The organism is Providencia sp. PROV080 (assembly GCF_033688105.1).
Taxonomy (GTDB): Bacteria; Pseudomonadota; Gammaproteobacteria; order Enterobacterales; family Enterobacteriaceae; genus Providencia; species Providencia zhejiangensis.
On sequence record NZ_CP096346.1, the window covers coordinates 3,824,264 to 3,844,117 of the forward strand.

Below are 19,854 nucleotides of genomic sequence, written 5' to 3' on the forward strand. Positions count from 1 at the left end.
GTAAATATACCAATTTACCCGACATGTTCTTATTTCCAGTCAGAACAAAGTTACACGGAAACCAGGGTTTAAAAAAGACTCACGTGGGGTGTAATCTAGCGTTTTACCGTTCCAATCTAAAACTTTAGCACCGGATGCGATTGCCACAGCATGCCCTGCTGCCGTATCCCAAATATTGGTTGGCCCGAAACGCGGGTACAGTTGCGCTTTGCCTTCTGCCACTAAACAAAACTTTAATGAAGAACCAATTTCAACCGTTTCATGGCTTCCCATTTGAGCAAGATAATCGCGCAATTCACCATCTTGATGAGAGCGGCTGATCACTATGATAGGTGGCATTGAATCTTTAACATGAATCGGTTGCTTGTGCCCACCTTCTTCTTTCCACGCTTGATTACCTTCAGCGTAATAGAGTAACCCTTTGGCGGGCGCATAAACAACGCCCATAATCGGTATACCCTTTTCAATCAACGCAATATTGACTGTAAAATCACCATTGCGATGAATAAATTCTTTTGTTCCATCCAGAGGGTCAATCAACCAATAACGCTGCCAATTTTTACGTTCATCCCATGACGGTGGCGCTTCTTCAGATAATTGAGGAATATCGGGTGCAATACGTGTTAAACCGGCAGTAATAATGTTATGAGCAGCAATATCAGCCTCTGTCACAGGAGATTGATCGCTTTTATGATCAATATGTAACGGCTCTTGGCTGGTATAAATAGCCATAATGGCGGAGCCTGCATCGATAGCCAATTCGCAAATTTGTTTTAGCATGATTCACCTCTTTTCCATCACTCTGTACCTTTAGCTTAACAGCCATAGATCATTGGAACCACAGAAACCGTTCACACTTACCTTATCAATTTACATTATTTTCTTTCCAAGTAGTTTCAATTAATGAAAAGAATAGTGTTCTTGGGGAAATATTGCGTTATATCAGAAACAGCGCTTTATATTATGCTTTAGGTTTGATTTATCACTCGACATTTGCAATAGTAATATTGTTTAATCCATTGTTTTGTATCCATAAGAAACAAATAAGAGAGAGCGGTGAGCTTCTTTTAAAGAAAGGCAATTATAGATTGTGAATATATAAGAAGTGACTTTAGGTTTTTAGCGCTAATGCCGCTAAGAAAAATGCCTATATTTAGGCTCGATGACAACATTAAGGTAGCAAACTTTATACCCCATTCTCGAGTTGCAACAACGCATTATGATTTAATGCTATACAGAACAATAAGTAAAAATGACAATAAGCTTAATCGCATTTTTGAATAGGAATCTAACCTGCTATTTATATATCACAACTATCAATGATGTGATTCTCTAAAATTTAGGAATAAAAATGAGTCAATCAAATACAGCCAAGCTCTCTTTTTTTAGATTACCCGCCATATTTGTGAGTGTTTGGATCCTCACGGAGTACTTTTGGTTTTATAGCGTGACAATTCAACCATTATTATACGTACCGCCTCATTATTTAAATGCGATTATATATAGCCTAAGGGTAGAATGGTTCATTAAGATTTTTATCTTCCTATTTTCCACTTGCCTTATCTTTTACTACACCAAATTGAACCAAGCTAACCTTAAAAATATCCTTATTGTTGCGGGTATTGCCATCGTCTACTTTTTTATTCTCAAATTTACGCAATACGTAAATGGGATAGCCATGCATAAGATGTTTGGAGAGGTACAGTTATATCATCGCCCTAGCTTAATATATACCTATAGCTTTTCCATTATATTTAACATTATCAACGTCTTGATACTTATTTTACTATTTATACCAAGAATATTTTTTTGTAAAAAAGCCCGTCATGATTTCGTATTAACAGAAAAAAATCATGGGTTAATTTACAATGCACTCTATACCATAACCATGCTATGTTTTACGCTTGTTATCGCCTCTCTCACGATATATTGCATTGCGTTACTCAAGGAAAATCAACTGATATTAAAAATTTTTTTGCTTCTGAGTTACCAAGCATCTGACATGTTATTTCCTGCAACAGCCGCTGCTATCGTTATATTGCTTTTAAGTATATATAGGTCAATTCCTTTCCAAGGAAATCAACTCAAGATAAAACGTTTAATGCTTCTTTCGTTCATTAATACCATCATACTACTGGCAATAATGAGCCTATTAGCTTTCTTACTGTATTTATCAATAGAGGTCTCTCAACAAATCACCACTTTAGATGAGCTATTTGTCATCGTTGGTTTTGTGATTTTTATTATCATTGCACGTCTTGTAAATAAACGGGTGTTTAGAACTAAAAAAGATTCCCCCTCAATAACACCTACAGCTTAAAACATAAAAAGGGCTTTGCGACCTTGCCTTCATCATAAAAAGGCAGGCCTGCAAAGCCCTGATATTGGCTTAGTCAGTTATACTGACCGCCAAGATTACAGAATTTCGAGTAATTCGACTTCAAAGACTAGCGTACTGAATGGCGGGATAGATGCGCCTGCACCACGCTCACCATAAGCCAGCTCAGAAGGGATGTACAGTTCCCACTTAGAACCGACAGGCATCAGAGTCAGAGCCTCTATCCAACCTTGAATAACGCCACTCACAGGGAATTCTGCGGGTTGGCCACGTTGAACTGAGCTATCAAAAACAGTACCGTCAATGAGACGACCTGTATAATGGACGCGAACACGGTCAGTACGTGCAGGGATCGCACCTTCACCTTGGTTAATCACAGAGAATTGCAAACCAGAATCAGTGGTTGATACACCTTCACGCTTTTGGTTTTCTTCAAGGAATGCACGACCTTCAGCCGCCATGGCTTCTTGGCGAGAAGCACGGACTGCATCTGCACGCTCATGAATTTCACGTAGCGCTTTATGAAGTGCTTCAACAGGAACTGAAGGCATATTACCTTCTAACGCATCAGTGAGGCCTGCTAAAATAGCAGCAGGTTCTAGGCCTTCTAAACCAGACTCTAATAATTGCTGACCGATTTGTAAGCCAATACCATAGCTTGCTTGAGCTTCTACTGAATCAAAATTTGGGTTTGCCATGAAAATACCTGTATGGTTTTTGATAAAAAAGCAAGAATAACAGCCCCTACCTTATGGGTAAACCTAAACCATACCTCTGTGCGTTAAAAGTAAGCTATTTTGTATGATTCAGCTCAGTGTTCTCTGAAAAATAACCTAGGGTAATCAAATTACTAAAAATCAGTGCTACTATTCCTATCATCACAAATGAATTTAGTTCGTCACCGTTCGTTCCTCAATCAAGGAGGAGTCATGCTTAAATTTTCAAGATTTCATCGCATTGGTATCACTATCTTAGCGATTATCGTTATTGCAGCCCTTTTCTGGCCTACTGGTGATGAAAACCAAGGTAATAAAACACCTCAAAGTCAGCCACAGCCTATTGTTGTACCGCCACCAACGACTCCCGAGATAGTGACTCCAACACCATCAGAAGAACCAATAGATAACGGTCAAACGGAAGGTGCCCCCGCAGGCGTGCCTGCTGAACCAGAGATCATCCAAGAACCGCCAGTGGAGCAGACTCCACCTGAGGTTACATCACCACCAACGACCACCACACCACCAAAGCAGACACAACAGCCTGCAACTCGCCCTACAACCAATGAATGGCAAAATTATCAGATACAAAAGGGCAAAACATTGGCACAACTGTTTCGTGATAACCACCTGCAAGCCAATGATGCATTTGTTATGGCCCGTGTTGAGGGAACGGAAAAACCTCTCAGTAGTTTACGGCAGGGTCAGAAAATACGTTTGAAGGCAAATGCAAAAGGGGAAGTACAGCTATTGGAGATTACGACCTCTGAAGGTAAAACATTTAGCTTTGCGCGTTTAAGTGATGGTAGTTACTACCGAACACCGTAGCTTGACTTGAACAAGCGCGATTACAGGCAATAAAAAACACCGGACTAGCCGGTGTTTTTTTGTGCTATCGGAAAACCGATGGCACTACCATCATTTTTGATTACTCAGCAACGATGATAACGTTCAGCTCAGCAAAAACATCGCTGTGTAACTGGAAGTGAACTTCGTGGTCACCAGTAGTACGCAGAACGCCATTTGGTAGGCGAACTTCGCTTTTCGCGATTGCAACGCCAGCAGCAGTTACTGCATCAGCGATGTCACGAGTACCGATAGAACCAAACAGTTTACCTTCGTCACCCGCTTTAGAAGCTAGAGTAACAGAACCCAGCGCAGTAACAGCTGCTGCACGAGCCTGAGCTGCTGCCAGAACGTCAGCTAATTTAGCTTCCAGTTCAGCGCGGCGAGCTTCGAAGAATTCGATGTTTTTCTTAGTTGCAGGAACAGCTTTGCCCTGTGGAACTAAGTAGTTACGAGCATAGCCCGATTTAACGTTAACCTGATCACCCAGGCTACCTAGGTTAGCTACTTTATCAAGCAGAATAACTTGCATTACCTTATCCTCTTAAAGTCGTTAATGGACTGTACCAATTACTGATGACGATCAGTATATGGCAACAGAGACAGGTAGCGAGCGCGCTTGATAGCACGAGCGAGCTGACGCTGATATTTTGCACGAGTACCGGTGATACGGCTTGGTACAATTTTACCACTTTCAGTGATGTAGTTTTTCAGCGTTGCGATATCTTTATAGTCGATCTCTTGAACGCCTTCCGCTGTGAAACGGCAGAACTTGCGACGACGGAAATAACGTGCCATATGGCTAGTCTCCAGAATCTATCAAATCAATCTGCTCGGCATGAAGAACCAGTTTACTTAATCCATTGCGCCCTTGATGGGTACTAATAAAACCAGTGACTGTAATTCGACTGCCGACCGTTATACTGTGAGTATGGGCTTGTAAGGTTTGTCCGCTAACAATTATGGGCATTCTGCACCATGCTTGTCGGGTTAATCCTGCTTCCTGTTGTTGTGAACGATGTTCTAAAACAAACTGGCAGTGAGGGATACCCGACGGACTCACTTTTCGAATCAATGCTTTACAGACTGTGCCTGTGAGCACCAAACGATTAGTGAACACCTGCGCAATTACTCTTCAGAATCCCCAGCTTCTTCAGCTTCTTCATCCTGATATTCATCAGCCAGGTCACGGCTACGACGTTCGTCTTTAGCTTTAACCATTGGAGAAGCTTCTGTTACTGCGTGTTTTAAGCGCATAACCATGCTGCGGATAACGGCATCGTTGAAGCGGAAGTTAGTTTCCAGCTCATCAATCGCTTCCTGTGGAGCTTCTACGTTCAACAGAACATAGTGAGCTTTGTGCAGTTTATTGATTGGGTAAGCCAGTTGACGACGGCCCCAGTCTTCCAGACGGTGGATCTGACCTTGTGCGTTAGTGATTACAGCACTGTAACGCTCGATCATGCCCGGAACCTGTTCGCTTTGGTCAGGATGGACCATAAAAACGATTTCGTAATGACGCATTAGTAGTTGCTCCTTACGGATTATTCAGCCTCCTGTCAGGGTTAACCGCGGCCCGCGGAGGCAAGGAACTTGTTGAGTGCGGCTAAAAAATTGACGCGTCACTATACCCATCCCCGAGAGAAAACTCAAGAGATGGCGACAAATATCACTGAATATTTATTATTCGGGTGACTTATCAGTACGTTGACGCACAGCTTCAAACAGGCAAATACCTGTTGCAACAGAAACATTTAATGAAGAAACCGTTCCCGCCATTGGGATGCTGATCAACTCATCACAGTGCTCACGGGTTAAACGGCGCATGCCTTCCCCTTCAGCTCCCATCACGAGTGCCATTGCCCCAGTTAATTTACTTTGATACAAGGTGTGGTCGGCTTCACCCGCGGTACCCACAATCCAGACATTGTACTCTTTCAATAAACGCAACGTTCTCGCTAAATTAGTCACGCGAATCAAAGGAACGCTTTCCGCTGCGCCACAAGCAACTTTTTTCGCGGTTGCATTAAGTTGTGCTGATTTATCTTTCGGCACAATCACTGCATGAACGCCCGCTGCATCTGCGCTACGCAAACATGCCCCTAAGTTATGAGGGTCTGTAACGCCATCTAACACCAATAGGAAAGGGGTTTCTGTATTTTCAAGAAAATCAGGCAAATCCCCTTCTTGATACTGCTTACCCGGCAATACTTTTGCAATGATGCCTTGGTGTACCGCACCTTCTGTTTGTGCATCCATCCATTGACGATTCGCGACTTGCACCACAATGCCAAGCGCTTCGATTTCATGAATAATCGGCATCAGACGGCGATCTTCGCGCCCTTTTAAAATATAAACTTCTTTGAGTCGTGATGCATCACGATCAAGTAGGGCTTTCACCGCATGAATGCCGTAAATAATTTCGCTCATAAATCTCTTTTTTGTTGATGGAATTCAAGGTGGCATGACGCCACCTTAGTTAACTCAGCGGATCCATTACCCTTCTTGTTTTTGGGCTTTTTTCGCTGCGCGTTTAGCTTTTAATTTTGCACTAATTTTCTTGGTTTTATCAGAGGCTTTTTTCCCTTTAGCCTTATTATCTGATTTTTTATCTGTTTTCTTGCCTTTCTTCTCTGAACGACGAAAAGCTGAATCAGGCTCGAAGTTTTTATCTTTGCTCACATCACCACGTTTACTGCGTGCTGATTTAGTTGCATTTTTAACTTCTTTTTTCATTCTATCACGTGCTGTTTTACCGGGATTCTTGGCTTTACGCGTAGTTGAAATCAATGCGAAATCAATGGTGCGTTCATCCATATGCACCGCTTCAACGCGAATCTCCACTTCATCGCCAAGTCGATAAGTGGTTCCGGAAGACTCACCAATCAAGCGTTGTCCCACCGCATCATAACGGTAGTAATCATTATCTAGCGTCGATACATGCACTAAGCCATCAATAAACAGGTCATTTAAGCGAACAAAGAAACCAAAACCTGTCACGCTGGTAATTAGCCCTGTAAAGACTTGACCGACTTGGTCTTGCATAAAGTCACATTTTAACCAATCGGCGACATCGCGTGTCGCTTCATCGGCACGGCGTTCCGTCATGGAACAATGCTCTCCGAGCTGTAACATGCTATCCATATCAGAATGCCAGCCACCTGTCGGCGTCCAACGATGATCGGTGTGCCCACGCTCTTTCGCAAGTAGGTATTTAATCCCTCTATGCAACGTTAGATCAGGGTAACGGCGGATAGGTGACGTAAAATGCGCGTAGGATTTTAAAGCCAGCCCAAAGTGACCGCGATTTTCAGGATCATAAATCGCCTGCTTCATTGAACGCAAGATCATCGTTTGCAGTAATTCATGGTCAGGACGGTCAGCAACTTCATTCATGACTTGAGCATAATCTTTCGGCTCAGGCTTCATGCCACCTGGTAGCGTTAAGCCCAATTCACTAAAGACGGAACGTAAGTTCATCACGCTCTCTTCTTTTGGACGATCATGCACACGATACAGTGCAGGCTCTTCATTTTTCTCAACATAGCGAGCCGCTGCGATGTTGGCTAGAATCATACACTCTTCAATCAGTTTATGAGCGTCATTACGTTCTACAGGCTCGATGCGTTCTATACGGCGTTCAGCGTTAAAGATGAATTTTGCTTCTTCTGATTCAAACGAAATTGCACCACGTTCAATACGTGCATCATCCAGAGCTTTATAAAGCGCATGTAATTGCTCAATATGCGGAACCAATGCCTTATAGTGTTCACGCAACTCCTCATCACCTTGTAAAATCTTCCATACTTTGGTGTACGTTAGCCTTGCGTGTGAATTCATCACGGCTTCATAGAATTTGTAGGAAGATAGGCGACCTGACGCAGATACCGTCATTTCACACACCATACAAAGGCGATCAACACCTGGGTTCAGTGAACAGAGGCCATTTGAGAGCACTTCTGGCAGCATAGGTACCACTTGCGATGGAAAATAGACGGAGTTACCCCGACTACGTGCTTCATCATCAAGTGCAGTTTGTGGACGAACATAATAACTTACATCAGCAATCGCCACCCATAAACGCCAACCCCCTCCTTTTTTCGGAGCACAATGTACGGCGTCATCAAAGTCACGAGCATCTTCACCATCAATCGTCACAAGGGGTAAATCACGTAAGTCGACACGCCCTTTTTTTGCTGATTCAGGAACCTGCTCACTTAAATCCGCCACCTGTTTTTCGACTTGAGGTGGCCATGAATGTGGGATTTCATGAGTACGCAAGGCAATCTCAACTGCCATACCGGTACCCATACTTTCGCCTAATACTTCAATAATATGTCCAACCGCTTGAGAACGGCGCTGTGGTCTTGTGACCAATTCAACCACCACCACGTTACCCATACGAGCACCGTTGATTTGGTCTTTAGGAATTAAAATATCAAAACTTAAACGGCTATCATCAGGAACCACAAACCCCATTCCTGATTCAATAAAATAGCGCCCAACAATTTGATTGTTACGAGGTTCAAGTACACGAACAACACGCACCTCAGTGCGCCCTTTACGGTCTTGACCATAAGGCTGTGCTAAAATGACATCGCCATGTAATGCACGTTTCATCTCATCTTGTGATAGGTAGTAGTCTTCTTTTTTACCTTCAACGCGCAAGAAACCATAGCCATCACGGTGGCCTATCACTTTGCCTTTAAGTAAATCTAAACGCTCTGGTAGCGCATAGCATTGACGGCGAGTAAACACTAATTGCCCATCACGCTCCATCGCTCGTAAACGGCGGCGTAAGGCTTCTAACTCTTCTTCTGAAGAGAGATTCAATAATTGTGCTATTTCTTCGCGCTTTGCAGGGGCCGAGCGTTTAGTGAGGAGTTCGAGTATGAATTCTCTGCTAGGAATTGGGGATTCGTATTTTTCTGCTTCTCTTTCCTGAAAAGGATCTTGTGACATCGTTACCTCCGTTGTCATCAGAATTTGCTATTACTGCGTTGTCTAATCGAGCAGTAATTGATAAAGCGGACTGTTATCTTTAACCATGTCAGCTAGCGTATGTTTATCGAGTTCCTTTAAAAACTGTTGTATCGCCTGATGAAGTACACCCTTCAAACGGCAGGCGGGTGTTATATGGCAAAACTCACCACTGCAATTCACTAACGTGAGGGGCTCTAGTGCTCTGACAACGTCCCCGATCCGGATGGTTTCTGCGGGTTGTCCAAGCGTTATCCCACCATTTTTACCACGAGTCGCTTTAACATAGCCAAGATGGCTGAGTTGATTGATAATCTTAACCATATGATTGCGGGAGACACCATAGACGTCAGTGACTTCTGTGATACTGGTCATTTTCCCTTCAGGGAGTGATGCCAAATAAATCAGAGCACGTAACCCATAATCTGTAAAACTCGTTAGCTGCACAATCACCTCAAAATTTTTGGCTTAGCCAATGGTTATCTCACCACTTCTCTCTTATTAAACTCAAATTATCACGAAATGGTATCCATATTGTTTGCGCTAGGCCAAAATAACCTAAGGATATCTTTCAAATAATTCAAGTTATACTCGGCACGGTACATGTTCCGTACCTCATGTTGGCCTTGCTTCAAAAAGCAAACAAATTAATGCCAATAGGCTTCATCAAATCAAGCCGCTCTTCAACGCTCAACAAAGACATTCACGTTAACAACAATAACCTAGACGATAACGAATGCCATTACGTCTGCATTTGGCATCATCAAATACCGTTTATTCTAGTTTAGCTTACTATGCAGGAAACATGTCGGTTTTCAGAGCGAGATAAACACTCCTACCATCTCCTGTTTTTACCTATCGATGCAAGCCAGATACTGACAAACAAATAATATCAAAGAATAATCGAACACATAATAGCACAGATTCCTTAAGCCACTCGAGATTCCTGACTCACTCCCTATTGTCTATACTGTTTGAACAAGAGTGAGTTGAATCGATAGGCTGCTTATCACTTTTAACATCAAATCTTTTTATTTTTTCCGTTTTACAATGAACAGTCGGCACGCTAAGTAGGTGATATAGGACGTTATGGAACAAATTATCGAAATTTATGATTTTATATCAGGGAACACCTTATTAATGACAGCGATCTTAGTCGTCGTTTTACTGCTGACATGGATCGTTGGCAAAGTCATTTTCTTACGATTTGCCAGAAGGTTATTACCATTATTAACCAATTTAACTGACGATGACTTAATTGATGGCGTTGCACGAAAAATTGCATCCATTGTTGCCGTCACTTTTGTGCTTTATCTCAATCAGATGCTGCCTTCATTTTCTGATGAAGTGAATATCACCTTTAAAACCATCTGTTGGGCGTTGATTATTATTAATGTTGCCGCTCTGATAAACGATGGCTTAGATGTTTTTATTCTGCGCCAAGCCAAAAAGACCCTGCATCGCAATAACTCAATAAAAGGCTATATCGAGATCGCAAAAATTATTGTATGGATAATTTCATTTATCTTGATCATCGCCCTAATGACCGACCAATCACCGATCATTATTATTTCGAGTTTTGGTGCTATTGCCGCAGTATTAATGTTTGTCTTCCAGCACACATTGCTATCATTTGTTGCCAACATACTTGTATCAAATGGTAAGGTACTGAAACTTTACGATTGGATTGAATTACCAAGCAGTAATATTAGTGGCGAAGTAATTGATATCGCCTTGCATACGATCACCGTTCGAAATTGGGATAATACGATTTCACGTATCCCGACAAAGGATTTTTTGACTGAAAAATACACTAACTGGCAACCCATGTTTTCATCGGGAGGTCGTCGCATCAAACGCAGTTTTTACATTGATCAATCTTCAATTTCATTTGCCACTGAAGCTTTATTTAATGAGCTAAAAAATACAGCGCCCTTACGCCAAAGTATAGAAAATATGCTAGAAGCACGAAGTGACATCACTAATATCAATGAATGGATGATTAATAATGGTGTAACGAACCTACAACTATTCAGAAAATATATTTTGAATTGGATAAAAATGCGTGGCGATGTTAGGACTGATATGTACTTAGTCATAAGAACGATGCCACCAACCCCCAACGGGTTACCCGTCGAAATTTATTGTTTCACTCGCTCAACGACTTGGGTTGAGTATGAGGAAGTACAATCTGAAATTTTTGAATATGTTAATGCTTCAGCAAAATACTTTAAGCTAAGAATTTACCAACACCCATCCGGCAGTGATCTGGCGAATTTAAAACGTGAATAACCAATAACAAAAAACACCGAATAAATCGGTGTTTTTAATCTGCCTAGACGCCTGTTCAAGACACAGGCTCTTAGCGGATAATGAGCAGCTTCTTATCTAAGAAACTGCTATGGCTGAACTATGCATCAAATGGATCGCGCAGGATCATCGTTTCAGAACGATCAGGTCCTGTTGAAATAATATCAACTGGAATACCCGTCAGCTCTTCAATACGCTTGATGTAATCTAAAGCGGCTTGTGGTAACAGCGCTCTGTCTTTAACACCAAAAGTTGTTTCGCTCCAACCCGGCATAGTTTCGTAGACAGGCTCTAAACCTTCCCACTCATCTGCTGCCAGTGGTGTCGTTTCTAGCACTTGACCATCTGGGCGGCGGTAGCCTACACAGATTTTCACTTCTTTCAGACCATCTAACACATCAAGTTTAGTCAAGCAGAAACCAGACAGGGAGTTGATCTGAACAGCGCGATTAATCGCAACAATGTCTAACCAACCTGTACGACGTTTACGACCTGTAGTCGCACCAAACTCTTGGCCTTTTTCACGCAGGAATTCACCTGTCTCGTCAAAAAGCTCTGTAGGGAATGGGCCTGCACCAACACGCGTAGAGTATGCTTTAATAATACCTAACACGTAGCTGACGTAGCGAGGACCTAAACCAGAACCTGTTGCAACTCCACCAGCAGTGGTATTAGAAGAGGTGACATACGGATAAGTACCGTGGTCAATATCCAATAAAGTGCCTTGTGCACCTTCGAACATCACTAATTCATTCTTCTGATGTGCTTTATAGAGCAGATCAGAAACATCAACTACCATGCTAGTCAGAATATCCGCGACTGCCATGATGTCATCGAGGGTTTTCTGATAATCAACCGCAGGCTCTTTGTAGTAGTTCACCAGTTGGAAATTGTGATACTCAATGATTTCTTTTAGTTTTTCAGCAAAACTTGCTTTATCAAACAGGTCGCCAACTCGCAAACCACGACGAGCAACTTTGTCTTCATAAGCAGGACCAATTCCACGACCCGTTGTACCAATCGCTTTCGCACCACGCGCTTTTTCGCGCGCATTATCTAATGCGATATGATAAGGCAGGATCAGTGGGCATGCTTCAGAAATATGTAAGCGTTCGCGAACAGGAACACCGCGATCTTCTAATTGCTTCATCTCTTTCATTAAAGCGTCAGGTGCAAGTACCACACCATTACCAATAATGCTGATGACATTTTCACGAAGAATACCGGATGGAATTAAGTGGAGAACGGTTTTTTCACCGTTTACAACAAGAGTATGGCCAGCATTATGGCCGCCCTGATAGCGAACTACATATTTAGCACGCTCTGTCAGCAAGTCGACGATCTTGCCCTTTCCTTCGTCACCCCATTGGGTGCCCAGTACGACAACGTTCTTACCCATTTCAAAATACACTCGGTTGCTTAAAAATGAATTCTACCATCTAAAATATTCTGTTCCAGTAATTTTTGGCACAGCAAAAATTATTTTTCTGGAAAGCAAGCAAAAATGGCATTTTTTATTTCTACCATAACTCCAACTGATAATAGCCAGCTCGACCAGATTGAATTTTCCCTGAAAAATCCAACACTTAAAATGGTAGGCGAAAAAAAAGCCCGCGAAGCGGGCTTTTCTTTACTAGCTTAACAGTTATTTTAATCTGTTGCACGTAACTTAATCATCAGTAGAACGCAACTTAGTTGGCGCTTTCATAAAGCGGAAGAAATCTGTGTCAGGGCTAAGCACCATCACATCATCGCCACCTTTAAAGCTCTGCTCATAGGCACGTAAACTACGGATAAAGGCATAGAACTCAGGATCTTGGTTGAAAGCGTCAGCAAACAGTTTTGTTGCCATCGCATCCCCTTCACCGCGTAGTGTCAATGCTGTACGTTCAGCTTCTGCCAACGTTTCTGTTACCGTTTTATCAGCAACCGCACGGATCTTAGTGGCTTCTTCCTGACCTTGTGAACGATGTTGACGGGCAACCGCTTCACGTTCAGCACGCATACGCGCATAGATAGCCTCAGAAACTTCGTTCGGTAACTCAATACGTTTGATACGAACGTCAACCACTTCAATCCCTAATGCAGCCATACTGTTTGCATTCACAACCAATGGCGCTAGGTTAGTTTCTTGCTCAACGCGTGCAGCCGCAGATGCGATAGCAGCATCGGCATCTTTCGTAGCATCATCCGTTGCCGTACCTTTGTTCAATGCATCACGCACATCAATGGTTAAACGACCACGAGAGTCCGTAATGATGTCTTTAACGCTTAAACGACCAAACTCAGAACGTAAACGGTCACTGAACTTACGTTTTAACAGTGTTTCGGCTTGATAAGGGTTACCACCTCCCGTCGCTACATAGTAACGGCTAAAGTCTGTAACACGCCATTTCAGGTAAGAGTCTACCATCAAGTCTTTGTTTTCACTTGTTAAGTAACGGTCAGCTTGAATTTCCAAAGTCTGGATACGCGCATCAAGCATTTTCACCGTTTCAATAAACGGTACTTTAAAGTGTAAGCCTGGCTCATAAATAATGGGTTTATTTTCTGAGTCACGCAATACCTTACCAAAACGTAACACAATGCCACGATCGGTTTGAGGAACAATAAAGATGGATGCGTAAGCAACTGCCAAGATGGCAATAACGATAACAATTAGCGATTTACGCATGATTATTGTCTCCCTACTCTAACGGCATCACCACGAACACCACTGTTTTGTTGCGCGGGTGCCGAACCATAAGATGATGAATTATTGGTATTAGGATTCATCACTTTAGGCGCTAAGCTCGTTTTTGGTGCTGGCGCACTGCTGTTGCCACCACGCATCAATTGCTCTAATGGCAGAACTAACATGCTGTTGCTCTTATCATTGGCGATAACTTTACGTGTATTGCTTAAAACACGTTCCATCGTATCAATGTAGAGACGCTCACGCGTAATTTCAGGTGCTGCACGATACTCAGGCAACATCTTCGCAAAGCTTGCAACCTCACCCTCTGCTTTAAAGACAACACTTGCCTTATAAGCTTCAGCTTCTTCGATTAGCTTTTGTGCGTTACCTTTTGCCATTGGCAGAACTTCGTTACGGTAAGCATGAGCTTCACGAATGGTTTTTTGTTCTTCTTCCCTTGCAGCGATTACGTCATCGAATGCGGCTTTAACATCTTCAGGCGGACGAGCAGCTTGGAAGTTGACATCGAGCAGTGTGATACCCATTTTGTATGGCGCAATTGTTGCTTCTAGCTCTTTTTGCGTAACATCACGGATAAATGCACGGTTTGTTGTCAACACTTGTTCCATTGCTGACTGACCGATAACGCCACGCACAGCACTATCAAGAGCCTGACGTAAGCTGTTATCTGGGTTGGTCACACTGAACAGGTATTCAGCAGGATCAGTGACACGATACTGAACGTTCATTTCAACGCGGATCACGTTTTCATCTGACGTTAGCATCATACCGTTAGTCGCTTGTTCACGAACGGTTTCAACGTTAACAGGGATAACCTTGTCAATAAATGTTGGCTTCCAGTTCAGACCAGGTCCGACAACACCGCTATACTCGCCAAAGCGTAATATAACACCTCGGTCACTTTCCTTAATGGTATAGAAACCTGATCCAGCCCATACAACTACGATGGCAGCAAGAGCCAATACACCAAGACGACCGCTGATTTGAGAGGGTTGTTTATTATCACCATCACCACCGCCGCCTTTTTTACCACCAAGCTTACTGCTCAGTTTACGAAAGAGATCGTCGAGATCAGAAGCCCCACGTTTTCGACCACCTTTGTTCCCGCCAGAGTTGCCGCCTTTATTGCCGCTTCCCCACGGATCGCGGTCTTGTCCGTCATTACCGGGCTGATTCCACGCCATGTTTTAGCTCCATATCTTTATGATTGATTTTTCGGGTTAAGAGCAACAAATAACTCTTAATATCAATTCCATTTCCTAGCGACATGTTAGATAACATAACTAGGTAATTGTTGTTCCTGTTTGCACAAACGCTGCCAATCAACCATTGGCATACGCACCTCAAGGCCAATTGAGCCGTCCTCTTCAAGCCATTCACGTTCAATCGCATGAAGTTGATAAAAACGGCTACGTAAGCGGCCTTCACTAGGTGGTAAACGCATTTCAACATGTGCGATTTCACCTGAAAGGCGTTCCGTCAATGCTTGTAGCAACAAGGGGATACCTTCACCCGTTTGCGCTGATACCCAGACACGAACCGGTTTGTTATCCTCATTTCTGTCGATACGCGGGATAAATTCTTCCAGCATATCCACTTTATTCATAACTAAAAGTGTCGGAATTTCATCAGCTTCAATTTCTTCCAATACACTTTCGACCGCATGAATATTTTCATCCAAACGGCTATCTGCTGCATCAATCACATGAAGCAATAATGTTGCTTCGCGAGTTTCCTGCAGTGTTGCTTTAAAGGCAGCAACTAAATCATGAGGCAGATGGCGAATGAAACCAACAGTATCTGCAAGCACAACAGTTCCTACATCATCGACATCAATACGTCTTAATGTTGGATCCAGTGTCGCAAACAGTTGATCCGCAGCGTAAACGTCAGAAGCCGTCATCCGGTTAAATAAACTCGATTTACCGGCGTTGGTATAACCAACAAGCGAAATCGTTGGAATATCCGCTTTATTTCGCGCCTGACGCCCTTGTTCACGTTGTCTTTCTACTCGGCCGAGACGGGATAAAATCTGACTGATTTTTCCCCTTAATAACCGACGGTCAGTCTCTAACTGAGTTTCACCAGGGCCACGTAAGCCAATTCCGCCTTTTTGTCGCTCAAGGTGCGTCCATCCCCTCACTAAGCGAGTTGATAGATGGCGTAATTGCGCAAGCTCAACTTGAAGCTTCCCTTCATGCGTGCGCGCCCTTTGAGCAAAGATATCTAAAATGACCCCTGTGCGGTCGACGACCCGACATTGGCATAGCCTTTCGAGATTACGTTCTTGCGCTGGACTCAGAGTATGGTTGAATAACACCACATCCGCGCCACTTTCCTTCACCGCCTCCGCGATTTCTTCCGCTTTCCCTTCTCCGACATAATACTTAGGATGAGGAGACTTACGACTGCCTGTGACTATCTGTACAGGTTTAACGCCTGCCGATGTCACGAGTGACTCAAATTCGGTTAGATTTTCCGTGTCCTTTTCTTGTGAGAAAAAAACATGCACTAATACAGCCAGCTCACCGCCTTCATACCTATCAAACAAGGGCTATAACCTCTTAGGCTTAATCACTATCAATACAAAGGAAAAACACAGGTAAAGTCTCCCTACCTATGTTTTCCTTGAATTTTAACGCACAACTGGCCTTACTCAGCGGCTTCGCCATCCTGTTGAGTAGGAGCACCAGTGTTATAATTGCCATTACCTGCCCCACCAGCAGCACTACCGCTATGATGAGAAACAGGACGAGCAGGGACAACGGTAGAGATAGCATGCTTATAAACCATCTGGCTAACCGTGTTTTTTAGTAAAATGACAAACTGGTCAAAAGATTCAATCTGACCCTGCAATTTGATGCCGTTAACCAAATAAATTGAGACCGGAACCCTTTCACGACGTAATGCGTTCAGGAACGGATCTTGCAAAGATTGCCCCTTAGCCATTCTATGTTTTCCTTATTTTGTTGTTTTTAAATGAGAATCTTTCGATTCCAAAAAGTAACTACTCAAAAATTGCGCTTAACATTCTAATTGTACACAAACCTTGGCTCTATGCACATATAACCTGCATAACAGACTTAAGCGCTAGCTGTGGTTGTTCACTATCTAGCCAGTGAACATTTTCCCAGCTTCTCAACCAGGTAATTTGACGTTTTGCCAATTGGCGTGTTGCACAAATTCCCCGATAAACCATTTCATCATAATCTGTTTCGCCTGCCAGATAAGACCACATTTGTCGATATCCCACACAACGGATAGAGGGCAAGTCAACATGGAGGTCACCTCTGTTATAAAGCGCTCTAACTTCCTCTTCAAATCCAGCATCTAACATCTGATGAAAGCGTTGTTCAATGCGCTGATGTAAAATTTTACGATCTTGAGGCGCAATAGCAAACTGAAACACATTATAAGGTAATTCTTCACCCGCTGTTTGAGTCATTTCAGTCAAAGTTTTCCCTGAAATGAGATATACCTCTAAAGCTCGAGATAATCTTTGCGGATCATTAGGATGAATCCTAGCCGCCGCAACCGGATCAACCTCAGCTAAACGACGATGAATGTCAGCCCATCCGTGTTGCTGTGCAATATCTTCAATCTCAGCACGGATAGCAGGATCCGCTGAAGGCAATGGTGAAAGCCCTTCTAACAACGCCTTAAAATAAAGCATTGTGCCACCCACCAGTAATGGAATTTTACCTTGAGAAGTAATCTCCTCCATTACATTTAATGCGTCTCGCCGGAAATCGGCGGCGGAATACGGCAAAGAAGGATCGAGAATATCGATCAGATGGTGAGGGGCTTGACTAAGTTCCTCTGCATTTGGCTTCGCTGTACCGATATCCATACCACGGTAGATCAACGCCGAATCGACACTGATTATCTCCACAGGCAAGTGTTGACGCAAAGCAATTGCCAACGCGGTCTTACCGGAGGCTGTCGGCCCCATCAGGAATATAGCATTCGGTTTTTTCTGAGTTAACAGTTCACTCATTTGTTAGTGTAGCTACCACGGGTTGTAAATTAATTAATTGTAATAATGTTGGTGACGGCTTTTTGACATACTGTGGACAAAGCCGCTCAACATCAGCGAGTAACTGAACTGCTTGTGCTAAGCTCCAGCTTTCTTGCATTTTTTCTCGAGAAACTGTTTTTGCAAGCCATTGAGCAATATCTTGATGAGAGACATGCTCTTTTGTCGACAAAAAATTCAGCAAACCTGAAAAAAGCTGAGATAAATTTTGTGTTCTTAGCGGTAACGATACCGCATGAATAGTTACTTTTCCATGAGATATCGTGGCTTCAACACCAAATAATGTCAATTGTTCCTTGTTACGTTGAAAAACCGCAATTTCATCAGCACTCAATGATAATTTTAACGGGATCAATAATGGCTGAGGTTTCAACGCTTCACCCTTTGGTGATAATTGAGCCAACTTCAGCAAATAATTTGCTTCTGTTAAGGATAACAGGATTAGCCCTAATGAAGACTCAATTAATGCAAAGTTTTTTGCGTAAATTGTCAATACTTTGCCAAATGTGAAGTTGTTGGCATTTTCTGCGACTGATTGGGAAGAAATTGTTGAAACATCTAGTGGTTGTCGAGCCGGAAATAATGGTTTTTTATCCTCTTCAGCCACAGGAACCGACATTAACGCCTGATATAACTGCCCTGCTTTTCGGTCATAATTTGAGGAAGAAGGGGAATAAGCGCTTTTTCCTTGAATATCACGATTGACTGATACCGCTGGCTGGGACGATAGTGATGGCGTAAAACGCGCTTTTTTTGATTGCTCATCATGCTCTTGCTCGCGTTCTTCTTGAGTATAGGCCGCTTGTTTATTTTCCTGCGCACTAAAACCTGTTGGTGATGAAAAATAATTATCGCCTGCGGAAGTCCGATTGGCTAATTCATGCGTAACAGGCTCAATGCCAGGCAATTCATCGGCCCCATGAGCATTCAACAATGCTGTCCGAACCCCTTGATAAATAAAATCATGGACTAAGCGAGCTTGATGAAAACGCACCTCATGCTTAGCAGGATGCACGTTCACATCAACTTGTTGAGGATCTATGGTCAAGTAAAGGACATAAGCGGGCTGTTGATTATCATCAAGGTGTCCTTCATAAGCTTGACGAATAGCATGATTGATTAACCTATCTCGCATCATGCGGCCATTCACATAACAGTACTGAATATCACTGACAGAAAGCGTATTGTCAGGGGAGACTACCCAGCCTTTTATACCGAGATCGCCGTGCTCCCACGCGATTGCCAATGCGCCTTGCATAAACCCTGTTCCACAAACCGTTGCTAATCGACGTTCTTGTTGCACTTCATCATGAGCCGCTCGGTATTGCTTAACAAGTTTACCGTTATGATTCAAATTAATCGCTACGTCAGGCCGAGAAAGTGCAATACGTCGCACAATTTCGTCGATATGACCAAATTCCGTTTTCTCAGTACGCATAAATTTGCGGCGAGCGGGGGTGTTATAAAACAGATCAAGCACTTCTACCGTAGTGCCGTTTGGGTGAGCAGCAGGTTTTACCGTCACCGTCATATCCCGCCCTTCCGCATACGCTTGCCATGCTTCGGATTGTTCCGCGGGCTTTGACGTTAACGTTAAGCGTGAAACTGAACTAATACTGGCAAGCGCTTCCCCTCGAAAGCCCATACTCATAATGGCTTCAAGATCATCTAATGTCGCTATCTTACTGGTTGCATGACGTGCTAAAGCCAAAATTAATTCATCTTTACTGATGCCATTACCATTATCGCGAATACGAATTAATTTCTCCCCACCACGCTCAATATCAATATCAATGCGTGTTGCACCAGCATCTAAGCTATTTTCAACTAACTCTTTAACAACCGAGGCGGGACGCTCCACTACCTCTCCAGCAGCAATCTGGTTAGCAAGTTGAGGGGAAAGAATCTGGATCGCCATCGCTATCACCTC

20 protein-coding genes are annotated in these 19,854 nt (G+C 43.1%); 4 read left to right on the plus strand and 16 right to left on the minus strand.

Features of this window, described 5'->3' with window-relative positions; all coding sequences use genetic code 11:
* Positions 1-39: 39 nt before the first annotated feature.
* Positions 40-780: a 3'(2'),5'-bisphosphate nucleotidase CysQ gene (cysQ, locus tag M1F03_RS17215; protein WP_154623673.1), complete on the minus strand. Its 741-nt coding sequence runs from the start codon at positions 778-780 to the stop codon at positions 40-42.
* 571 nt (positions 781-1,351) lie between these two features.
* Between cysQ and M1F03_RS17220 the strand changes: the two genes are divergently transcribed.
* Positions 1,352-2,320 carry a hypothetical protein gene (locus M1F03_RS17220; protein ID WP_196713719.1) on the plus strand — a complete coding sequence of 323 codons (969 nt, stop codon included), beginning with the start codon at positions 1,352-1,354 and terminating at the stop codon, positions 2,318-2,320.
* 95 nt (positions 2,321-2,415) lie between these two features.
* On the opposite strand, the gene fklB is transcribed toward M1F03_RS17220, so the two are convergent.
* Positions 2,416-3,036 carry an FKBP-type peptidyl-prolyl cis-trans isomerase gene (fklB, locus tag M1F03_RS17225; protein ID WP_154622444.1) on the minus strand — a complete coding sequence of 207 codons (621 nt, stop codon included), beginning with the start codon at positions 3,034-3,036 and terminating at the stop codon, positions 2,416-2,418.
* 231 nt (positions 3,037-3,267) lie between these two features.
* Here fklB and M1F03_RS17230 point away from each other — a divergent pair, with 231 nt between their 5' ends.
* Positions 3,268-3,882 (plus strand): LysM-like peptidoglycan-binding domain-containing protein, encoded by a 615-nt coding sequence (locus M1F03_RS17230; RefSeq protein WP_251464758.1) that lies wholly within the window; start codon positions 3,268-3,270, stop codon positions 3,880-3,882.
* A 100-nt stretch (positions 3,883-3,982) separates the two neighbouring features.
* On the opposite strand, the gene rplI is transcribed toward M1F03_RS17230, so the two are convergent.
* The 7 genes from rplI to nsrR all read right to left on the minus strand — a co-directional run bounded on the left by rplI (position 3,983) and on the right by nsrR (position 9,327).
* Positions 3,983-4,432 carry a 50S ribosomal protein L9 gene (gene rplI, locus M1F03_RS17235; protein ID WP_154622442.1) on the minus strand — a complete coding sequence of 150 codons (450 nt, stop codon included), beginning with the start codon at positions 4,430-4,432 and terminating at the stop codon, positions 3,983-3,985.
* A gap of 38 nt (positions 4,433-4,470) precedes the next feature.
* Entirely contained in the window at positions 4,471-4,698 is a 228-nt protein-coding gene (gene rpsR / locus M1F03_RS17240; RefSeq protein ID WP_000135199.1) for a 30S ribosomal protein S18, read from the minus strand.
* A 4-nt stretch (positions 4,699-4,702) separates the two neighbouring features.
* Entirely contained in the window at positions 4,703-5,020 is a 318-nt protein-coding gene (gene priB / locus M1F03_RS17245; protein WP_163863218.1) for a primosomal replication protein N, read from the minus strand.
* Positions 5,021-5,028: 8 nt separating this feature from the next.
* Positions 5,029-5,424, minus strand: coding sequence for a 30S ribosomal protein S6 (gene rpsF, locus M1F03_RS17250; protein ID WP_154622441.1), 396 nt, complete (start codon positions 5,422-5,424; stop codon positions 5,029-5,031).
* Between the two features lie 159 nt (positions 5,425-5,583).
* Entirely contained in the window at positions 5,584-6,330 is a 747-nt protein-coding gene (rlmB, locus tag M1F03_RS17255) for a 23S rRNA (guanosine(2251)-2'-O)-methyltransferase RlmB (RefSeq protein ID WP_154622440.1), read from the minus strand.
* 66 nt (positions 6,331-6,396) lie between these two features.
* On the minus strand, positions 6,397-8,862 hold the full coding sequence (gene rnr, locus M1F03_RS17260) for a ribonuclease R (RefSeq protein ID WP_196713721.1): 2,466 nt from the start codon (positions 8,860-8,862) through the stop codon (positions 6,397-6,399).
* Positions 8,863-8,904: 42 nt separating this feature from the next.
* Complete coding sequence (gene nsrR / locus M1F03_RS17265; protein WP_163863223.1) at positions 8,905-9,327, minus strand: nitric oxide-sensing transcriptional repressor NsrR; 423 nt, start codon at positions 9,325-9,327, stop codon at positions 8,905-8,907.
* Positions 9,328-9,969: 642 nt separating this feature from the next.
* Between nsrR and M1F03_RS17270 the strand changes: the two genes are divergently transcribed.
* Entirely contained in the window at positions 9,970-11,172 is a 1,203-nt protein-coding gene (locus M1F03_RS17270; protein ID WP_154622438.1) for a mechanosensitive ion channel family protein, read from the plus strand.
* 118 nt (positions 11,173-11,290) lie between these two features.
* On the opposite strand, the gene M1F03_RS17275 is transcribed toward M1F03_RS17270, so the two are convergent.
* Positions 11,291-12,589 (minus strand): adenylosuccinate synthase, encoded by a 1,299-nt coding sequence (locus M1F03_RS17275; protein ID WP_154622437.1) that lies wholly within the window; start codon positions 12,587-12,589, stop codon positions 11,291-11,293.
* 105 nt (positions 12,590-12,694) lie between these two features.
* Here M1F03_RS17275 and M1F03_RS17280 point away from each other — a divergent pair, with 105 nt between their 5' ends.
* Positions 12,695-12,832 carry a hypothetical protein gene (locus M1F03_RS17280; RefSeq protein WP_163863225.1) on the plus strand — a complete coding sequence of 46 codons (138 nt, stop codon included), beginning with the start codon at positions 12,695-12,697 and terminating at the stop codon, positions 12,830-12,832.
* A gap of 27 nt (positions 12,833-12,859) precedes the next feature.
* Here the strand turns inward: M1F03_RS17280 and hflC are convergent, their stop codons facing one another.
* The 6 genes from hflC to mutL all read right to left on the minus strand — a co-directional run bounded on the left by hflC (position 12,860) and on the right by mutL (position 19,842).
* The gene (gene hflC, locus M1F03_RS17285) at positions 12,860-13,864 is read right to left on the minus strand and encodes a protease modulator HflC (protein ID WP_154623461.1); all 1,005 of its coding nucleotides are present in this window, start codon (positions 13,862-13,864) and stop codon (positions 12,860-12,862) included.
* 2 nt (positions 13,865-13,866) lie between these two features.
* Positions 13,867-15,072 (minus strand): FtsH protease activity modulator HflK, encoded by a 1,206-nt coding sequence (gene hflK / locus M1F03_RS17290; protein WP_154623462.1) that lies wholly within the window; start codon positions 15,070-15,072, stop codon positions 13,867-13,869.
* Positions 15,073-15,158: 86 nt separating this feature from the next.
* Positions 15,159-16,439, minus strand: a complete 1,281-nt coding sequence (hflX, locus tag M1F03_RS17295; RefSeq protein WP_154623463.1) for a ribosome rescue GTPase HflX — start codon at positions 16,437-16,439, stop codon at positions 15,159-15,161.
* Positions 16,440-16,540: 101 nt separating this feature from the next.
* Positions 16,541-16,837 carry an RNA chaperone Hfq gene (gene hfq, locus M1F03_RS17300; protein ID WP_154623464.1) on the minus strand — a complete coding sequence of 99 codons (297 nt, stop codon included), beginning with the start codon at positions 16,835-16,837 and terminating at the stop codon, positions 16,541-16,543.
* Positions 16,838-16,943: 106 nt separating this feature from the next.
* Complete coding sequence (gene miaA, locus M1F03_RS17305) at positions 16,944-17,885, minus strand: tRNA (adenosine(37)-N6)-dimethylallyltransferase MiaA (protein WP_154623465.1); 942 nt, start codon at positions 17,883-17,885, stop codon at positions 16,944-16,946.
* Complete coding sequence (gene mutL / locus M1F03_RS17310; protein WP_251464759.1) at positions 17,878-19,842, minus strand: DNA mismatch repair endonuclease MutL; 1,965 nt, start codon at positions 19,840-19,842, stop codon at positions 17,878-17,880. The genes miaA and mutL overlap by 8 nt, the downstream gene beginning before the upstream one ends.
* Positions 19,843-19,854 lie beyond the last annotated feature (12 nt).

What these genes read in the sequence shown, in the direction of transcription:
- cysQ (WP_154623673.1), bottom strand. Translation starts at nt 780, where the DNA reads ATGCTAAAACAAATTTGCGAATTGGCTATCGATGCAGGCTCCGCCATT.
- M1F03_RS17220 (WP_196713719.1), top strand. Translation starts at nt 1,352, where the DNA reads ATGAGTCAATCAAATACAGCCAAGCTCTCTTTTTTTAGATTACCCGCC.
- fklB (WP_154622444.1), bottom strand. Translation starts at nt 3,036, where the DNA reads ATGGCAAACCCAAATTTTGATTCAGTAGAAGCTCAAGCAAGCTATGGT.
- M1F03_RS17230 (WP_251464758.1), top strand. Translation starts at nt 3,268, where the DNA reads ATGCTTAAATTTTCAAGATTTCATCGCATTGGTATCACTATCTTAGCG.
- rplI (WP_154622442.1), bottom strand. Translation starts at nt 4,432, where the DNA reads ATGCAAGTTATTCTGCTTGATAAAGTAGCTAACCTAGGTAGCCTGGGT.
- rpsR (WP_000135199.1), bottom strand. Translation starts at nt 4,698, where the DNA reads ATGGCACGTTATTTCCGTCGTCGCAAGTTCTGCCGTTTCACAGCGGAA.
- rpsF (WP_154622441.1), bottom strand. Translation starts at nt 5,424, where the DNA reads ATGCGTCATTACGAAATCGTTTTTATGGTCCATCCTGACCAAAGCGAA.
- rlmB (WP_154622440.1), bottom strand. Translation starts at nt 6,330, where the DNA reads ATGAGCGAAATTATTTACGGCATTCATGCGGTGAAAGCCCTACTTGAT.
- rnr (WP_196713721.1), bottom strand. Translation starts at nt 8,862, where the DNA reads ATGTCACAAGATCCTTTTCAGGAAAGAGAAGCAGAAAAATACGAATCC.
- M1F03_RS17270 (WP_154622438.1), top strand. Translation starts at nt 9,970, where the DNA reads ATGGAACAAATTATCGAAATTTATGATTTTATATCAGGGAACACCTTA.
- M1F03_RS17275 (WP_154622437.1), bottom strand. Translation starts at nt 12,589, where the DNA reads ATGGGTAAGAACGTTGTCGTACTGGGCACCCAATGGGGTGACGAAGGA.
- M1F03_RS17280 (WP_163863225.1), top strand. Translation starts at nt 12,695, where the DNA reads ATGGCATTTTTTATTTCTACCATAACTCCAACTGATAATAGCCAGCTC.
- hflC (WP_154623461.1), bottom strand. Translation starts at nt 13,864, where the DNA reads ATGCGTAAATCGCTAATTGTTATCGTTATTGCCATCTTGGCAGTTGCT.
- hflK (WP_154623462.1), bottom strand. Translation starts at nt 15,072, where the DNA reads ATGGCGTGGAATCAGCCCGGTAATGACGGACAAGACCGCGATCCGTGG.
- hfq (WP_154623464.1), bottom strand. Translation starts at nt 16,837, where the DNA reads ATGGCTAAGGGGCAATCTTTGCAAGATCCGTTCCTGAACGCATTACGT.
- miaA (WP_154623465.1), bottom strand. Translation starts at nt 17,885, where the DNA reads ATGAGTGAACTGTTAACTCAGAAAAAACCGAATGCTATATTCCTGATG.
- mutL (WP_251464759.1), bottom strand. Translation starts at nt 19,842, where the DNA reads ATGGCGATCCAGATTCTTTCCCCTCAACTTGCTAACCAGATTGCTGCT.